At 46.0% G+C, this 17,405-nt stretch carries 19 protein-coding genes; all 19 read left to right on the top strand.

Features of this window, described 5'->3' with window-relative positions; genetic code table 11:
- Window positions 1-28 precede the first annotated feature (28 nt).
- Complete coding sequence (locus MHI15_RS07040) at window positions 29-388, top strand: histidine triad nucleotide-binding protein (RefSeq protein WP_036683863.1); 360 nt, start codon at window positions 29-31, stop codon at window positions 386-388.
- A 139-nt stretch (window positions 389-527) separates the two neighbouring features.
- Window positions 528-701, top strand: a complete 174-nt coding sequence (gene rpsU / locus MHI15_RS07035; RefSeq protein ID WP_036657994.1) for a 30S ribosomal protein S21 — start codon at window positions 528-530, stop codon at window positions 699-701.
- A 15-nt stretch (window positions 702-716) separates the two neighbouring features.
- Complete coding sequence (locus MHI15_RS07030; RefSeq protein ID WP_036683862.1) at window positions 717-1,160, top strand: GatB/YqeY domain-containing protein; 444 nt, start codon at window positions 717-719, stop codon at window positions 1,158-1,160.
- 118 nt (window positions 1,161-1,278) lie between these two features.
- A complete protein-coding gene (locus tag MHI15_RS07025) occupies window positions 1,279-2,664 on the top strand; it encodes an NfeD family protein (RefSeq protein WP_076128992.1) in 1,386 nt (461 codons plus the stop codon).
- A gap of 55 nt (window positions 2,665-2,719) precedes the next feature.
- Window positions 2,720-3,724, top strand: coding sequence for a flotillin-like protein FloA (floA, locus tag MHI15_RS07020; protein ID WP_036683849.1), 1,005 nt, complete (start codon window positions 2,720-2,722; stop codon window positions 3,722-3,724).
- An 18-nt stretch (window positions 3,725-3,742) separates the two neighbouring features.
- Complete coding sequence (locus tag MHI15_RS07015) at window positions 3,743-4,321, top strand: hypothetical protein (RefSeq protein WP_076128994.1); 579 nt, start codon at window positions 3,743-3,745, stop codon at window positions 4,319-4,321.
- A 173-nt stretch (window positions 4,322-4,494) separates the two neighbouring features.
- The gene (yqfC, locus tag MHI15_RS07010; protein ID WP_036683844.1) at window positions 4,495-4,788 is read left to right on the top strand and encodes a sporulation protein YqfC; all 294 of its coding nucleotides are present in this window, start codon (window positions 4,495-4,497) and stop codon (window positions 4,786-4,788) included.
- Window positions 4,785-5,966, top strand: coding sequence for a sporulation protein YqfD (gene yqfD, locus MHI15_RS07005; RefSeq protein WP_076128997.1), 1,182 nt, complete (start codon window positions 4,785-4,787; stop codon window positions 5,964-5,966). The genes yqfC and yqfD overlap by 4 nt, the downstream gene beginning before the upstream one ends.
- 15 nt (window positions 5,967-5,981) lie before the next feature.
- On the top strand, window positions 5,982-6,953 hold the full coding sequence (locus MHI15_RS07000; RefSeq protein WP_036683834.1) for a PhoH family protein: 972 nt from the start codon (window positions 5,982-5,984) through the stop codon (window positions 6,951-6,953).
- 14 nt (window positions 6,954-6,967) lie between these two features.
- A complete protein-coding gene (locus tag MHI15_RS06995; RefSeq protein WP_076128999.1) occupies window positions 6,968-9,223 on the top strand; it encodes an HD family phosphohydrolase in 2,256 nt (751 codons plus the stop codon).
- Window positions 9,220-9,717: an rRNA maturation RNase YbeY gene (gene ybeY / locus MHI15_RS06990; protein ID WP_339244522.1), complete on the top strand. Its 498-nt coding sequence runs from the start codon at window positions 9,220-9,222 to the stop codon at window positions 9,715-9,717. Before MHI15_RS06995 ends, ybeY begins: the two co-directional genes overlap by 4 nt.
- A complete protein-coding gene (locus tag MHI15_RS06985) occupies window positions 9,717-10,112 on the top strand; it encodes a diacylglycerol kinase family protein (RefSeq protein WP_076129003.1) in 396 nt (131 codons plus the stop codon). Before ybeY ends, MHI15_RS06985 begins: the two co-directional genes overlap by 1 nt.
- 199 nt (window positions 10,113-10,311) lie before the next feature.
- Window positions 10,312-10,773, top strand: a complete 462-nt coding sequence (locus MHI15_RS06980; protein WP_405169621.1) for a cytidine deaminase — start codon at window positions 10,312-10,314, stop codon at window positions 10,771-10,773.
- 663 nt (window positions 10,774-11,436) lie between these two features.
- Window positions 11,437-12,330, top strand: coding sequence for a GTPase Era (era, locus tag MHI15_RS06975; RefSeq protein ID WP_036683823.1), 894 nt, complete (start codon window positions 11,437-11,439; stop codon window positions 12,328-12,330).
- Between the two features lie 113 nt (window positions 12,331-12,443).
- On the top strand, window positions 12,444-12,587 hold the full coding sequence (locus MHI15_RS06970) for a YqzL family protein (protein ID WP_076098533.1): 144 nt from the start codon (window positions 12,444-12,446) through the stop codon (window positions 12,585-12,587).
- 36 nt (window positions 12,588-12,623) lie between these two features.
- Window positions 12,624-13,379, top strand: a complete 756-nt coding sequence (gene recO / locus MHI15_RS06965; protein ID WP_036683821.1) for a DNA repair protein RecO — start codon at window positions 12,624-12,626, stop codon at window positions 13,377-13,379.
- 420 nt (window positions 13,380-13,799) lie between these two features.
- Entirely contained in the window at window positions 13,800-14,687 is an 888-nt protein-coding gene (glyQ, locus tag MHI15_RS06960; protein ID WP_036683820.1) for a glycine--tRNA ligase subunit alpha, read from the top strand.
- Complete coding sequence (gene glyS / locus MHI15_RS06955; protein WP_341164270.1) at window positions 14,680-16,755, top strand: glycine--tRNA ligase subunit beta; 2,076 nt, start codon at window positions 14,680-14,682, stop codon at window positions 16,753-16,755. The genes glyQ and glyS overlap by 8 nt, the downstream gene beginning before the upstream one ends.
- A gap of 162 nt (window positions 16,756-16,917) precedes the next feature.
- The gene (locus MHI15_RS06950; RefSeq protein ID WP_076103766.1) at window positions 16,918-17,397 is read left to right on the top strand and encodes a YaiI/YqxD family protein; all 480 of its coding nucleotides are present in this window, start codon (window positions 16,918-16,920) and stop codon (window positions 17,395-17,397) included.
- Window positions 17,398-17,405 lie beyond the last annotated feature (8 nt).

The raw sequence follows: 17,405 nt of genomic DNA, 5'->3' as shown, positions 1-17,405 counted from the left end.
TCACCAATTTTTAGGAGGCAAGCACTCTATGGAGACCGTGTTTAGCAAAATTATTGAGGGTACTATTCCTTCCAAAAAAGTATTTGAGAATGAACGTATTCTTGCATTTTACGACATCGAGCCGGCTGCACCGGTACATGTGTTGATCATTCCCAAGAAGTTCATTGCTTCAATGAATGATGTTACACCTGAGGATCTTCCGCTAATTGCTGAAATCCACAGTGTAGCCCAACAGATCGCCAAAGACCTTGGAATTGCTGAGTCTGGTTATCGTTTAATCAATAATTGCGGACCTGATAGTGGACAAGCTGTGCCTCATCTTCATTATCACCTGCTGGGTGGAGCCAAGCTGGGTGCGCTCACTGGAAACTCAGCTTCGCACGCATAGCATAATCATTTAATGTTGAAGAACTTGCCAGAAAAAAGAATAGCACGAAGGTTGACACGTTATTTCCGTTTGACCTATAATGGAGTTTGATAAACCGTGTTATGCTCTTGGACGGTATGGTCGGAGGGAGGGGAAACCTGTGTCTGAAACGAAAGTTCGCAAAAACGAGACAATTGATGCTGCACTTCGTCGCTTTAAACGTTCCATCGCAAAAGATGGTGTCTTGGCTGAGGTGAAGAAACGCAAACATTACGAAAAGCCGAGCGTTAAGAAAAAGCTGAAGTCTGAGGCTGCTCGTAAGAGAAAGTTTTAGGAGGATTACCCACGCATGAATCTTAGCGAGAGATTGAACGAAGATATGAAGCAAGCGATGAAGAGTAAGGACAAGTTCACGCTCTCCACGATTCGAATGGTTCGTTCTACAATAAAGTATCTTGAAATAGATCTGAAGAGAACATTGGACGACAACGAAGTGCTTGATATCCTTAGTCGTGAAATCAAACAGCGCAAAGATGCCCTCCAAGAATTTGAATCAGCGGGTCGCGACGAGCTTGCCGCGAGTACAAAAGCAGAAATCGAGATTATTATTAAATATCTTCCCGAGCAACTTTCCGAAGAAGAAATTAAAGTAATTGTACAGCAGACCATCCAGGAAACCGGTGCTTCTTCGAAGAGCGAAATGGGGAAGGTCATGAGCGCACTGATGCCTAAGGTCAAAGGTCGCGCTGATGGTAAACTCGTGAACCAGGCGGTTCTGCAATTTCTGCAATAATATAGCACTAGCACCCCTTGCAAAAGGGGTGCTTTTCTATGTTATGAAACGTAAATCCAATTTCAGCGTATTAAAGGTTATGAGTTCTGGGTCAAGCTAAAGAAGGGAGGTAAAATCATTGAGAAGATTACGGAAAATACTGTTAGCTAGCTTTCCTGTGGTCCTGCTGTTACTCCTCCTGACACCCTTTGCAACGAATGTAAGCGCTGACGGGACAGCCCCGAAAACACCGGGGGTTACGAACAGTGAGCTGAAAAAAGGTCCCGTGTTTATTATTCCGGTAGATCAAAAGATTGAACGGGGTTTGCAAAGCTTTTTGGAAAGAGGATTTGAAGAAGCCGCTAATTATGGAGCAGTCCTTATTCTACTAGAGGTCGATACACCTGGAGGGCTGGTGAAATCGGCAGAAGAGATTGGGACGATGGTAAGAGAGAGTGAAATACCAACAGCTGCTTATATTAAAGGTGATGCCGCTTCTGCAGGCAGTTACATAGCACTTAATGCAGGTGCAATAATCATGAAGCCGGGCAGTATGATCGGCTCCGCTTCCTTGGTAGACATGAATGGTCAAAAAGTCGATGATGCCAAAATGATATCCTACTGGAGATCTAAAATGATCGGCGCTGCTGCTCTGAATGATCGTGATCCAGACATTGCTGCTGGAATGGTGGATAGTAATTTGGTCGTGGATAAGCCAGAGCTTGGAGTGACTAAGACACAGGGAGAAATCATTGCCTTGTCTAGTGAAGAAGCTTTAAAAGCTGGTTACGCTGATCAAATTACAGATACCCCTGAAGAAGCAATTCAGTGGCTTGGATATACTACAGACGACATCTTTCGCATAGAGCATACCGGTGCGGAAAAAATGTCGCAATTTCTGACCAATCCGATTATTATGACGATTCTGCTGTTCATTGGGATTACAGGCGTTGTCATTGAACTGATTGTTCCAGGCTTTGGTGCGCCAGGAATTATCGGGACGTTGGCTTTTGTGTTATATTTCTTCGGCAACTATGTTGCAGGATTCGCCGGAGCGGAAACTTGGCTCTTGTTTATCATTGGGCTTGTCATGCTTGTGCTGGAGCTCTTTGTGCCTAGCTTCGGAATATTGGGGCTGCTAGGCTCTGTCAGCCTTGTAGCGGGTGTTGTACGAGCTGCTTACAGCTATAAGCATGCACTGCTCAGTCTAGGTATCTCTTTCGTAGCTGCGACTATAGTTGTAGTAATTGTTGCGGTCATTTTTAAAGAACGAGGGATATGGAACAGATTTATTTTGAAGGAAAGCCTTACTAAAGATCAGGGATTTGTGCCTGTAGAAGAGAAGCTTAGCTTATTAGGCACTACAGGAACCAGTATTACTCCACTTCGTCCCTCAGGAACGGCTATGATAGGCGGCGAACGTGTGGATGTTGTTACAGAAGGTAGTTTTATTAGTGCTAATGCACCGGTCTCTGTTATTAAAGTAGAGGGCGGACGGATTGTTGTGAAAGAAATCAAGGAATAAGGTAAACACTGGAACCAATAATAGTTCTACAATAAATTTACGGAGGTTATATAGTATGGGTGAAGCATCTTTGATTCCTATTCTGTTCATCGCGGTAGTGGTGATTATTGTATTGAGCGTGTTTTTAAGTTTCTTCCCGGTTATGCTCTGGATTTCAGCATTAGCATCGGGCGTTAGAATCAGTATTATTACGCTGGTGGCGATGAGACTGCGTCGTGTAACCCCAAGTCGTATCGTTAACCCAATGATTAAAGCGACTAAGGCAGGTCTTGGACTGAACATTAATCAACTGGAGAGTCACTATCTCGCAGGTGGTAACGTAGACCGTGTTGTTAATGCGCTTATTGCAGCACAACGTGCAGATATTCCTTTGGAATTTACTCGCGCAGCAGCCATTGATCTTGCAGGACGTGATGTGCTGCAGGCTGTGCAAATGAGCGTTAACCCTCGTGTAATTGAGACACCGGTTGTTGCGGCTGTTGCTAAGAACGGGATTGAAGTTAAGGTAAAAGCGCGCGTAACTGTTCGTGCCAATATCGACCGCCTCGTGGGTGGTGCGGGTGAAGAAACGATTATTGCCCGTGTTGGTGAAGGGATTGTAACGACAGTAGGTTCGAGTGATTCCCATAAAGATGTCCTTGAGAACCCGGATTTGATTTCGCGGACGGTATTGTCCAAAGGGCTTGACTCAGGTACTGCTTTTGAGATCCTCTCCATTGATATTGCGGATATCGATGTAGGCAAGAACATCGGTGCTTATCTACAAACCGAGCAAGCAGAAGCAGATAAACGCATTGCCCAAGCCAAAGCGGAAGAGCGCAGAGCGATGGCTGTCGCTCACGAGCAAGAGATGAAGGCGCGCGTAGTAGAGATGAAGGCGCTTGTTGTGGAAGCTGAATCTCAGGTGCCTATGGCAATGGCTGAGGCGCTCAGAAATGGCCAAATCGGCGTGATGGATTATATGAATATCAAAAACATCGAGGCAGATACCCAAATGCGGGGCTCTCTCGGCAAAATGAATGATCAGGACGATAATAACCGTCCTAACAATAATAAATAAAAGGGGATGTGAATCTCCATGAGCTGGATCTATATTATTGCGGTTATTATATTCGCGATCGTATCCAATGTGAATAAAGCAACTAAAAACAAGCCCAAAGGAGCTCCTCGCGGGGGAATGCCCACTTTTGGGGGCGGAGAGGATTCTCCGCTCCGCCGGGTAAAGCGCCCGGATATCGATGGAGGGCGCCAAGCGGAGTCTGGCAGTGGATTTCCTGCTCCTGTTAGCACCTCTTCCCGGCAGTCGAGGTCAGAGGATAACCGGGAGTATGATGCCTCTCCTGCCTTTCCAGAACCCGCGTATATACCAACTCCAGATTATTCTACTGGAGAAGGAATGTCTTTGGAGCATGCCGATGACGGAGTTGAATTACGCACACAAAGAATGCAAGAAGAGGTGCGGCGCCTTCAATCTGCTTTTGACGGGATAGCGGGTGCAGATACCAAAAGATCAAATAAGACTAAAAACACAAACTCACCCTCTGCGGCAGACCAGACACATGGAACAGGGAGTCGTGACGACCTGCGCAATGGTGTAGTCTGGGCAGAGATTCTGGGACCACCGCGTTCTCGTCAGCCGCATTCCACCCGAAGATAATATTTACGGATCATAGTAACAATAAAGCCTCGGTTTCCTATCTTTACGATAGGTTGACGGGGCTTTTTTTTGCTTTTTTCACACTTGAAGGGTCCTCCTTTGTTACTTCTTCTCATAAAAAAAAGCGTTGCCGCATAAGGTGTACAGAAGGCAGGAAGGGGGAACGTCTACTTATGACCCGTATTGGCCGCAGGCTGCGGGGATGGACAAACGGGGTACTGGATCTACCACAGGACTTATTACAGGAAATGCCCCGGATCACCCTGATCGGCAATAAGGAACTGCATATTGAGAATCATCGCGGCGTGCTGCATTTTTCCTCTGGTCAGCTTAAGCTCGCGTTAGCTAAAGGATCGCTTGAAATCACGGGCGAGGGACTTGTCATCCGAAATATTCTAGGCCAGGAATTGGCTGTAGAAGGCGTTATCGGGGAGATCAGATATAACGAAAGCGAGGAGAGATCATGAAGGAGCCACCTCTGTCATCACTGCGGGGGTTCGTTACACTGCATGTGACGGGACCTCAGGTGGAGCGATTTATTAATTTCATTTCTGAAGCAGGAATCATGATTTGGGATGTGAGGCCCGCTGAGGGCGGCGCTTCCCTTAAGCTGCTTCTGGATGATTTTTATGTCCTCCGGCCGATTTTAAAAAAGACAGGCTGTCGTATGCACGTTACCGGTAGAAGCGGACTTCCATTTCTTATGGCGCGGCTGTGGAAAAGGAAATTTTTTGGCATAGGTATTTTAATGTTTGGAATTACACTTTTTATGTTATCTACGATGGTATGGAGTATTAGAGTCGAAGGGAATGAAAAAATTGCTTCTGAGGATATATTGGCTGCCGCTCGCCAGGAGGGTGTGTATCCTTTTCAGTGGATATGGCGTCTGGAGGAGCCGGACAAGCTCTCTAAGGGGCTGCTGGCCCATTTACCGGGTGTTTCTTGGATAGGGCTGCAACGGACGGGGACGAGCATCAAAATTCAGGTTGTAGAGGCTAAACAGCCCGATATCAAACCTTTGCTTAGCCAACGGCATTTAATTAGCCGAACAGATGCGGTGGTAACAGAAATATATGCGGAGCAGGGCAGACCGGTAGTAGCGCGTAATTCGCGTGTGAAAAAAGGGGATATCCTGATTTCCGGTGCTCTTGGAGACGAAGAAAATGTAGAGTATGTGGTAGCCAAGGGTGAGGTTAAGGGGTTGGTTTGGCATGAGTACAATATCGAGGTTCCGCTTGAAACAACAAATAGCACCTACACTGGGGAGCGTAAGGATCGCACCTATCTCGTGTTGGGGAAATGGGCTATTCAGCTGTGGGGTTATGGCAAATCCTCCTTTGAGAATTCAAAGACGCTCACAGAGCATGATCCGCTATCTTGGCGCTCTATTGAGCTGCCGCTGGGCCTGATGACTGAGAAAGAAATGGAGATCAATGAAACAAAGGATACGATAACTCCAGAAGCTGGAGTAGCGAGGGGAATTGAGCGGGCGAAGAATGATATTTTAGCTCGATATGGTGTTGATAGCGTCATCAAAAGTCAAAAAGTTTTGCATGAGAAGAAAGAGAATGGTAAAGTTTATATGAAAGTGATCTTTGAAGTAGAAGAAAAAATTTCCGAAGAACTGCCAATAGTAAACAATTGAGGAGAATGAGGCTACTTGTCAGAACAGACTGCAAGCATTCGTATATCTTTGCAAAATGCGGGAGAAGCGCAATCGCTGTTTGGCCCGCAGGATGGATTCTTAAAAATCATCGAGAGTGAAATTCCCGCCATTATTGATTCGCGTGAAGCAGAGCTAACGATTCGTGGAGCTGAGCGGGAAGTAGACATGCTGGGGCAATTGTTTAATGTGCTACTGTCCCTCATTCGGAGCGGTTACATACTTACTGAACGTGATGTGCAGTACGCTGTGGAACTGGCGAAAGATTTTCGTGCTGATCAATTGCTCGATTTGTTCAAAGGAGAAATTACTACAACTTTTCGCGGAAAGCCTATCCGTGTCAAAACGGTCGGCCAGAAGCATTATGTGACAACGATCAAGAAGCGTGATATTGTATTCGGAATCGGTCCTGCAGGAACGGGGAAGACCTACTTGGCAGTGGTGCTTGCAGTTACGGCACTGAAAGAAGGTTCGGTTAAGCGTATTGTTCTTACGCGTCCCGCAGTAGAAGCAGGAGAGAGTCTAGGATTCCTTCCAGGGGATTTGCAAGAAAAGGTAGATCCATATCTGCGTCCGCTTTATGATGCATTATACGACGTTATGGGGCCCGATCAGGTGGCTAAGGCACTTGAACGGGGATTGATTGAGATTGCTCCGCTGGCTTATATGCGCGGACGTACATTGGATGATTCATTTATCATCTTGGATGAAGCGCAGAATACAACACCTGAGCAAATGAAAATGTTCCTGACTCGACTCGGCTTCGGGTCCAAAATGGTGATTACAGGTGACGTTACCCAGATTGACCTGCCCCGCGGCAAGAAATCCGGTTTGATTGAAGCCAAAGCGATTTTATCCGGCATAGAAGAACTTGGCTTTGTCTACTTCGCGGAACAGGATGTAGTACGGCATTCCCTGGTGCAGAAAATTATCGTTGCCTATGACCGCTCTGCCGAAAACCTCCAATAAAGGGGATTGTCTTCATGGCTTCAAAGCAACCATCTAAATTAAGCGGATTTGTATATACGAACAACGGATGGAAGTATAGCGCAGTGACACGCTATGCTCTTTTCCTGTTACTCGGACTAGTGTTCTACTTCAGCTTGTCGCCAGAATTGCTACCTAAGAAATATGATATTAAAGAGAATACTTACAGTGCAAAGGAAATAACGGCACCGAAACAAATTAAGGACACCAAAGCTACGTTAAAAGCAGCTGAGGAAGCGGCCGAAAGCGTATCTCCCAAGTACAAAATTATCCCGATGAGGGCAGACAACCTAGTGACCTCGCTGCTGGACCGGATAGATCGCCTCAATCAGGATGATCTGATCTCGCAAAGCGATAAGACGGGGATTTATCGTGATGAAATCCCGCAGAGAGCCAGCGATTTCATCTTGAATTTCGTAGCTTCCAATCGGGGCAGCGCTACATATTCAGATCACCTCTTGGATGAAATGCAATCTGTCATCAAAGAGCAGACCTATGTCATTCCGGAAGAGACTTACATTAAGATTCCGCGCCTGACCTCTCAGGACATTATCGAGATGAAGCCTGTCGCCCGAGATATTGTAACTAGGCTGATGAATGATCAGATTACAGATGCGCAGACCGCTCGCGCCAAGGTAGCGGAACAGGTCAGTATTAGTTCTCTAAGCCAGCGTACAGCGCGTGAGGTTGTTCAGGAGCTTGTGCGTCTTGTGATCACAAGTAACAAGTTCTACGATGAGGATGCTACCAAGGAAGCGAAGGTACAAGCCCGGGAGAACACACCTGATGTATTCATTGAGCAAGGGGACACGCTTGTTGCTAAGGGGCAGCTAATTACTCCAGAGCTCTACACTCTTTTGGATGAGAATGGACTACTAAGCAATGAGGTGAATTACTGGCCACAGTTAGGCCTATTGATTCTCTCTGCGATGCTCTCCGTCGGTTTGCTTGCGTTCATTCGTTATTCAGGCGGCACCTCAGGCTTTAAGTACAACAATTCTCAGCTATTGATGCTGGTGCTTGTATTTGTTATAACTATTATCTCTATGCGGCTGGCCGCTGTTTTGCAGACCGATGTCCGATCTTATATCGGATTCCTGGCACCGGTGGCGATTGGCGCAATGTTAATTGCAATGCTTCTGGACATGCCTTTGGCCTATTTTTGCTCCATTCTATTCAGTGTACTGGCGAGTGTTATTTTGAATGTGCAGCAGAACTCAATCTTTGATTTTAACTTTGGTTTCTTTGCCATCGTGGTTTCGTACGTGGCTATCTTTGCGACTCACCGTGCGGGTCAACGCTCCACGCTCCTTAAAGGCGGGATTATGGTATCGCTTTTTGGCTGTCTGACAGTCTTTATGCAGATACTGTTAGGTGGAGGAGCATGGAAAGAGGTAGGTACCTTGTATTCGGTTGGTTTTGCTTTTGCAGGGGGACTATTGACGGCTGTACTTGTGATTGGGCTAATGCCTTTTTTCGAGGCAACCTTTGGTATTCTATCGGCATTGAAGCTGGTAGAATTGTCTAATCCAAACCACCCGCTGCTGCGCAAACTGCTTACCGAAACGCCGGGAACCTATCACCATAGTGTAATGGTAGGTAACCTGTCAGAAGCTGCCGCGGAAGCGATTGGAGCAGATGGCTTATTATGCCGGGTTGGATCGTATTATCATGATATTGGTAAAACAAAACGTCCGTTTTATTTTATCGAGAATCAAAATAATATGGAAAATCCACATGACTCTATTGAACCGAAACTTAGTAAATCTATCATCGTTGCCCACGCCCGTGACGGGGTGGAAATGCAACGAGAATATAAGCTGCCAAAACCAATCCGTGATATTGCGGAGCAGCATCATGGAACAACGTTCCTGCATTATTTTTACCATAAGGCACTGAAGCTGGCGGAAGAAAAAGGTGTCGATCCTGATTTTACCGAGGAAGATTTCCGTTATCCTGGACCGAAAGCCCAGTCGAAGGAAGCGGCCGTTGTGGGAATTGCCGACAGTGTCGAGGCTGCAGTGAGATCATTGCGTAAGCCAACTGTTCTGCAGGTGGAAACGATGATTGAGAAGATTATTAAAAGTCGACTGGATGATCATCAGTTTGACGAATGTGATTTGACGATTAAAGAATTGGATATTATTGCACGGACTCTGAAGGAGACGGTTATGGGAATTTTCCACTCACGGATCGAATATCCAGAAGATGTGCGTAAGCCGAAAAAAGAGGAAGGGGCACCTAACCCATGAGTTTGGAGATCGTTTGGGATAACGAGCAGGAAGAATACGAGATAAAGGACGATCTCATTACGCTGCTGGAGAGCATTTTGCAAAAAGCAGGTGAAGCGGAAGGGATCGATCGGGGCGAGGTAGCTCTTACTTTTGTCGATAACGTTCGTATACATGAGTTGAATATGGAGTATCGGGGAATTGACCGTCCGACGGACGTGCTTTCTTTTGCTATGAATGAAAGCGGAGAGGACGAGCTGGACATTATATACGAGGTAGAGGAAGGCGAGGCGCTGGAAGATGTTCCAGACGTACTTGGGGATATAATCATTTCCGTAACTCGTGCGCAGGAGCAGGCGCTGGAATATGGCCATTCACTGGAACGAGAGCTTGGTTTTCTTTTCGTTCACGGATTTCTGCATTTGTTAGGATATGATCATCAGGATGAAGCTTCAGAAGCAGAGATGATGTCCAAGCAAGAAAAAGTACTATCTCAGGTTGGGTTGACGCGCTAATGGTGAAGAACACGGCGGTAGGGCACAAGAAGTTCTGGCACTCTTTTCGGTTTGCATCGCAAGGCTTAGTGTCGGCATTCAAATCCGAGCTTAACATGAAGGTGCATTGCTGTTTAGCGGTGGTTGTGCTAATAGCCGCTGCCGTGTTCAGACTTCCGCTGGCCAGTTGGATGTTGCTGCTGTTCTCGATCACGCTTGTCCTAACTGCCGAATTGCTCAATACGGCGATTGAAGCGACGGTTGATCTGATCTCGCCAGAGATTCATCCACTGGCTAAGAGAGCAAAAGATACCGCCGCAGGAGCTGTGCTTCTCACGGCGGTGTTTGCTGTCTTAGTCGGGATCTATGTTTTTTATCACCCTGTGATGGACTGGATTAGCGGACTTATGTCATAATCAGGATACAAAATCAATTCAGGGGAGAGGCGGACCCGCGTTTTGCGATTCCGTCTCTTTCGTTACTGAATAATTTGAAGTGAGTTATGTACCCGAATATATCTCATGAAGTACACTGATAAAATTTAGCGCACGCTGAGAAAATAACGATAAACGAAACTAATTAGATGTTTACGAAGTGAGTTTTGTGCGAAGAAAAATCAATGAAGTCAATACTCAACAAACTTTAGGAGGACAAAATATGGATTCTACTCTTCTTATGCAAGAGGCGATTAAAGCACGAGCAAAAGCTTACATTCCATATTCCCGATTCGGAGTGGGAGCTGCCCTTCTTGATCAGGATGGTCATATTCACCACGGCTGTAATGTGGAAAATGCTGCTTTTGGACCAACCAACTGTGCGGAACGGACAGCACTATTCCGTGCGATTGCGGATGGACACGCTGTTGGTTCTTTTAAAGCAATTGCCGTAGTAGCTGACTCTGACGGCCCCGTTTCACCTTGCGGTGTGTGCCGGCAAGTAATGATTGAGTTGTGTTCGCCGGATATGAAGGTTATTCTTGGGAACATGAAGGGTGATATCGTTGAGACTACGGTGGGAGAATTGCTTCCAGGCGCTTTTGGTCCCGTAGATCTGAAGCAAGGACAAGCTCCAGAATAAAATGAGGATTTGATTTAATGCCTGTGCCTGTTTAAGGGCAAATCAGGCATAGTTAGACGAAGGTTGCTACTTTAATTGCACAATGTACAGTTAAATTGCTACTCTTTCGCGACAAAAATGAATTTAGTTGCAGATAGTACAATTAAATTTATGATAAAGCCCATATTTGGCTCTTAAGACAGGATTTAATTGCACAAAATACAACTAAAACACCAAAAACATAAACTCAACTAAAATTAGTTGTACAAAGTACAATTAAAAGTGTTCTAGTTCTACCAAGTTAGGCTAAACTGGTGCAAACTATGTGTTTTTAGAGTAACATTACGAGGTAAGCGCCACGGCAAAAGCCGCCAGCGATACTTTGCACATCGTAACTTGAACCCTGACTGTAAGCTGCATCTCAGTAATCTTTATTCATGGTGAGGGCAATGCGAACCGTGTGAATAAGCGACAGTGAAGCGTGTCCCCGATAGGGGAGGAAAGCGCTCATGCACCATAGTCCCTCTAATCCAGCCTAACGTTGCAGTTACGCCCATTTCCGGGTGTCCAGAGGGCCGGGGCCCTTGGGGTCCCCCTTGGCTAAGGGGGATTTAGGGGGATCGAAAAAGATCTTAAAAGATTTTCAAACGCAAATTTAGAAGGTAAGTATGGAAGGAAGATAATATGAAATTCAAATCAGGCTTTGTCGCAATTATCGGCAGACCAAACGTAGGTAAATCAACACTCATGAACCAGGTCATTGGCCAGAAGATTGCCATTATGTCGGATAAGCCACAGACAACCAGAAACAAAATCCATGGTGTTTACACAACAAACACTTCACAAATCGTATTCCTGGATACACCGGGGATTCATAAAAGACAGTCCAAGCTAGGCGACTACATGAACCAGACTGCAATGAGTACACTGGGTGAAGTAGAAGCTGTGTTATTCCTTGTGGATGCGTCAGAGGGCTTGGGCGGTGGAGACCGTTACATTGCCGAGCAATTAAATGGTCTGAAGACACCGGTGATTCTGGTGCTCAACAAGATCGATAAAATAGAGCCGGAAGCTCTGCTCCCGCTTATGGCTCAATATAACAAGCTGCATGATTTTGCCGAAATTATTCCGATTTCTGCGAAGATGGGCAGCAATGTTAACACGCTGTTAGAGCAGGTTGCCAAGTACTTGCCGGAAGGCCCTCAGTATTATCCGGAAGATCAAATCACGGATCACCCCGAGCAATTTGTCTGCGCGGAATTAATCCGGGAGAAAATTCTGCATTTGACTCGTGAAGAAGTGCCGCACTCTATTGCTGTAGCCATCGAAGATATGAAGGTTGAGCCTAATGGAGTGGTGCATGTTTCAGCTGTTATTTTTGTTGAGCGTGATTCGCAAAAGGGAATTATTATCGGCAAGCAAGGGGCAATGCTGAAAGAGGTCGGCAGACGGGCTCGGACAGATATTGAGAACCTGCTGGGTTCGAAGATTTTTCTGGAGCTATGGGTAAAAGTGAAAAAAGATTGGCGCAATCAGGACCGCGTTCTGCGGGATTTGGGCTTCCATAAAGACCTTTAAGTTAATTCCGTTATTCCTCGTTTGGTAGGAATTGCAAGGATAGAACCTGCTCCATCGCACCATCCTAATTCTTGATAAGAGACATCGTCTTTCCCAAGAAAGGATGAATACGAATGCGAAACTTTTCGTGGAAGTATTTTGCAATGACAGGAGACGTCGATGCTTACCTGCTGTATAAGGAAGCTGGCCATCCGCTTGAAGATAGTGGATTACAGCTAGTGGAGGAAGAGAAGGCCTGTGATGAAGAAGCGCAATAAGGACTGGTTGCTTGCCGAATGGTTGGGGGAAGAGGCATGCTACACAGGGTGGAAGGGATCGTCATCCGCAGCATGGACTACGGCGAGGGGAACGCAATTATTACGCTTTGCACCGAGAACGCGGGAAAAGTAGGGGTTCTGGTGCGTGGCGCAAAGAAGGTCAAAAGCCGCCATGCTGCATTGATCCAACTGTTCACCGTTGGGGAATTTGTTTTTTTTAGAAATAATGGAGGACTTGGGACACTGAATTCTGGCGAAATTACGAAGTCGCACCATCCGCTGCGTGAGGATTTGATCAAAGCTGCTTATGCGTCTTATGCGTGTGAACTGCTTGATCGTGTTCTGCATGATGAGGAAACGGGAAGCTTTTGGTTTCGCCAGCTTACGGCCTGTCTTAATGCACTTGAAGAGGACAAGGAACCCGGCGTTATCATAAATGTCTTTGAAATGAAAATCTTACAGGCAGCCGGTTATGGTCCTGAATTCGATTCTTGTGTAATTTGTGGTGCCGAGAAGCCGGATGATCAACTGCTGGTCAGCCCTCGCCTTGGTGGAGCACTGTGCCGCAGTTGTAAACATAATGACCCTCCAGCCATGGAGGTCTCTGCTCGTGCGTTGAAGCTGCTGCGATTATTCGCCAGACTTGACCTGACTAGACTAGGCAATGTGGATGTAAAGGAAAGCAGCCGGGATGAGCTGAAAAAAATTATGCGGGCCTTTATGGATGTGCAACTCGGATTAAAGCTGAAGTCACAAAGTTTCCTAGACCAGCTCGACAAGTACAAGATTTGACGAAAGCTGATTTTTCCGTTACTATAGGATCAGTTTATTATATGATCGTCGTTATGCTCCAAATGGGGAGAGGCGTGCATTGATCGGGAAAGTAGTGGACTGTATTGTCGTTATTCAGCGAGCTGGGGGCAGTGGAAGCCTAGCGGGACAACGTTCATGAACATGGCACCCGGGAGTACGAATGCGGCGAATGAAAGTGGATTTCGTTCTTGTCTTGGCAGCAAACTTGCTCATACAAGGTATGAAATCAAGTAGGGTGGAACCGCGGGAGAATAAGTTAAGCTCTCGTCCCTATGTCTGTTAATCAGGCATGGGGGCGGGGGCTTTTTGTTGCTGTCAGGAGCTAAAAGTGCCGCCTCCATGGTAGAAAGTTTTAGGCAAGCTGTTGTAAAAAACTTGTAAAGCGAAGGAGACGGTATTATGAACTTCCAGCAGATGATTTTGACACTGCAGCAGTTCTGGGCTGAACAGAACTGTATCATCGTACAGCCTTATGACACAGAAAAAGGCGCCGGCACGATGAACCCTATGACTTTTTTACGCTCGCTAGGTCCTGAGCCTTGGAGAGTGGCTTACGTAGAGCCTTCACGTCGTCCCTCCGATGGTCGTTATGGAGAGAACCCGAACCGTCTGTATCAGCATCACCAATTCCAAGTAATCATCAAACCCTCACCAGATAACATTCAAGAGATCTATTTGGATAGCTTGAAAGCACTCGGTATTGATCCGCTCTTGCATGACATCCGTTTTGTAGAGGATAACTGGGAGAATCCGTCACTGGGCTGTGCGGGTCTGGGATGGGAAGTATGGCTGGACGGTATGGAGATCACTCAATTTACTTACTTCCAGCAGGTAGGTGGCATCGAAGCTAACCCTGTTGCTGTAGAAATCACTTACGGTATGGAGCGCTTAGCCTCTTACATTCAGGATAAAGAAAATGTGTTTGATCTTGAATGGGTAAGCGGTATGACTTATGGTGATGTTTTTCATCAGCCGGAGTTCGAGCATTCTACCTACACTTTTGAAGTATCGGATGTAAAAATGTTATTCTCGCTGTTCAACATGTATGAAGAGGAAGCACGTAGAGCGATGGAGAAACATCTTGTGTTTCCAGCCTACGATTATGTGTTGAAATGCTCACATAGCTTTAATCTACTCGATGCGCGTGGGGCAATTAGTGTAACTGAACGGACTGGATTTATTACCCGAGTGCGTAATCTTGCCCGCTCCGTAGCGGCAACATATCTTGAGGAACGCGAGAAGCTTGGCTTCCCGCTGCTGAAGAAAGAAGGTGCTGACCGTGTCTAAAGATATCCTGTTTGAGATCGGTCTGGAGGAAATTCCTGCACGTTTTATCCGTGCTGCGATGGAACAGCTGCAAGATAGAATGTCCAAGTGGTTGGATTCTGCACGTATAAACCATGCTGGAGTTACTGCATATGCTACGCCACGTCGTCTCGCTGTATTTGTTAAGGACGCGGCTGAGAAGCAAGAGGATATTAGCGAAGAGGTCAAAGGACCTTCACGCAAAATCGCGCTGGATGCTAACGGCGACTGGAGTAAAGCTGCGCTAGGGTTTGCCCGCAGTCAAGGTGTATCTCCAGAGCAATTTACATTTAAAGAGCTAGCTGGCGTGGAATATATTTATGCCACAAAAAATAGTGCGGGTGTAGAGACTGCTTCTTTGCTCACAGAAGGACTTCTGGGTATTGTAAATGCAATGACTTTCCCGAAGAACATGCGCTGGGGAGCTTACGATTTTAAATTCGTTCGTCCGATTCGCTGGATGGTTGCTCTTTTTGGTAAAGAGATCATTGATTTGGAAATTACGGATGTAAAAGCGGGTAATGTGAGCCGTGGACATCGTTTTCTGGGTACAGAGACTGTAATCTCGGAGCCTGCGCAATATGTGGAGAGCATGCGTGCGCAGCATGTACTTGTGGATGTGAAGGAACGGGAAACGCTTATCCTGGATCAAATCAACAAATTGGCTAAAGAGAAAAGCTGGACGATTGCAATTAAAGAAGATCTTTTGGAAGAAGTACTGTTCTTGGTAGAAACACCAACCGTGCTCTTTGGAACCTTTGATCCATCTTTCTTAGAGATTCCTCAGGATGTGCTGATTACCTCGATGCGTGAGCATCAGCGTTATTTCCCTGTTTTTGATGCAACTGGCAAGCTACTGCCATTCTTTGTAACTGTACGTAACGGGAATGCAGAATCCTTGGATGTTATCGCTAAGGGAAATGAAAAAGTGCTTCGTGCTCGTCTATCAGATGCCAAATTCTTCTATCAAGAAGATCAAAAGATGAAGATTGACGATGCGTTAGCCAAGCTTGAGAACATTGTTTACCATGAAGATTTGGGCAGCGTAGGGGATAAGGTGCGCCGTATTCGCCAAATCTCTGATCGTCTGGCTGTGAAGCTTGGACTGTCAGCTTCTGCTGTGTCCGAAGTAAGTCGCACTGCGGATATTTGTAAATTCGACCTTGTAACACAAATGGTTTATGAATTTCCTGAGCTGCAAGGAACAATGGGTGAAGATTATGCACGTAAAGCAGGCGAGCCTGAAACTGTGGCAAAAGCGATCTTCGAGCATTATCAGCCACGATTTGCAGGAGATGCTGTACCTTCAACAGAAGCAGGTTCAGTTGTCAGCATAGCGGACAAAATCGATACGATTGTTGGCTGCTTCTCCATCGGCATCATTCCGACAGGATCTCAGGATCCATATGCCCTGCGCCGTCAGGCTGCAGGTATTGTCCAAATTGTGCTTGAGCATAAATTGCCAATTACGCTGCGCGAAATTTTTGAAGCGGCGATTGAAATTCATGAAAATTCAGGAAATACGAAACATTCTGGAGATGAACTACGTATAAACCTGTACGAGTTCTTTGGTCTGCGTGTAAAACGTCTTTTATCTGACAATGTACGCTATGATGTTGTGGACGCTGTTACAGCGGCTGGTTTTGACGACGTGGTAGATGTTGTGGGCAGAAGCCGTGCTCTTATGGCTGCTGTGTCCGACCAAGCAGATTTCAAGATTACCGTAGATTCGCTTACTCGTGTCAGTAATTTGGCAAGTAAAGCAACCAGTGAAGTGATTGATCCTGCTTTACTTAAAGAAGATGCTGAATTGCAGCTTTTTAATACATGGCAGGAGCTTCACGCACCTTACCTTGAAGCTATGGCGGCAAAAAATGCCGAAGAAGCACTTCGGATTCTTTCGGGTCTAAAAGACGCCGTTACAACATTTTTTGATTCCGTTATGGTTATGGCGGAGGACGAGCAAGTGCGTGCTAACCGTTTGGCTCTGCTTGCTGGTATTGATGCTGACTCCAAGTCGTTCGCTGATTTTGCGAAGCTTGTCTGGTAATTTTAATCAAGAAAATTTGAATCTTATGGTATAGAATGTTGGTTTGGGGTATAAATATACGGAACGGTGCCAATGCGTCATTTGACATCCGTTCCGTATTTATGCTTAGAAAGAAGGATTTCTTGCGGAGAGGGCGTATATATATTACACGGGAAATTGGTGATGATCATGGAGAAGTCCCAGTCTAGAACGATAGTGGTGGATGGGGATGCTTGTCCGGTCAAAAAAGAGATCGCTGAGGTAGGTCGCACCTTTGGTGTTCCGGTACTTATGGTATCTTCTTATGACCATGCACTGAAAGCTGAAGAGGGTGTAACGGTTGTGCAGGTGGATCGAGGAGATCAGAGTGCCGATCTATATATTGCCAATCATATTACTGCTGGAGATGTGGTATTGACTCAAGATTATGGTCTTGCGGCACTTGCATTAGGTAAAAGGTGCAGTGTGCTTTCATTTCGTGGTCAGGAATACGACAATTTCAAGATGGATTTTATGTTGGAGGGTAGACATGCCAGGGCTGTGGAACGAAGACGGGGACATTATTCCAAGGGTCCAAAACCCATAACGGCAGAAGAAAAAACTTATTTTCAACATAAACTGACAAAACTTTTAATACTTTTGCAGGAGAATGTGGAGCAATAGCGAATTAT

It is taken from the genome of Paenibacillus sp. FSL H7-0918 (genome assembly GCF_038007025.1).
Taxonomy (GTDB): Bacteria; Bacillota; Bacilli; order Paenibacillales; family Paenibacillaceae; genus Paenibacillus_AQ; species Paenibacillus_AQ odorifer.
The sequence above is the reverse complement of the archived record's forward strand: the minus strand, read 5'-3'. Positions and strand labels throughout refer to the sequence as shown.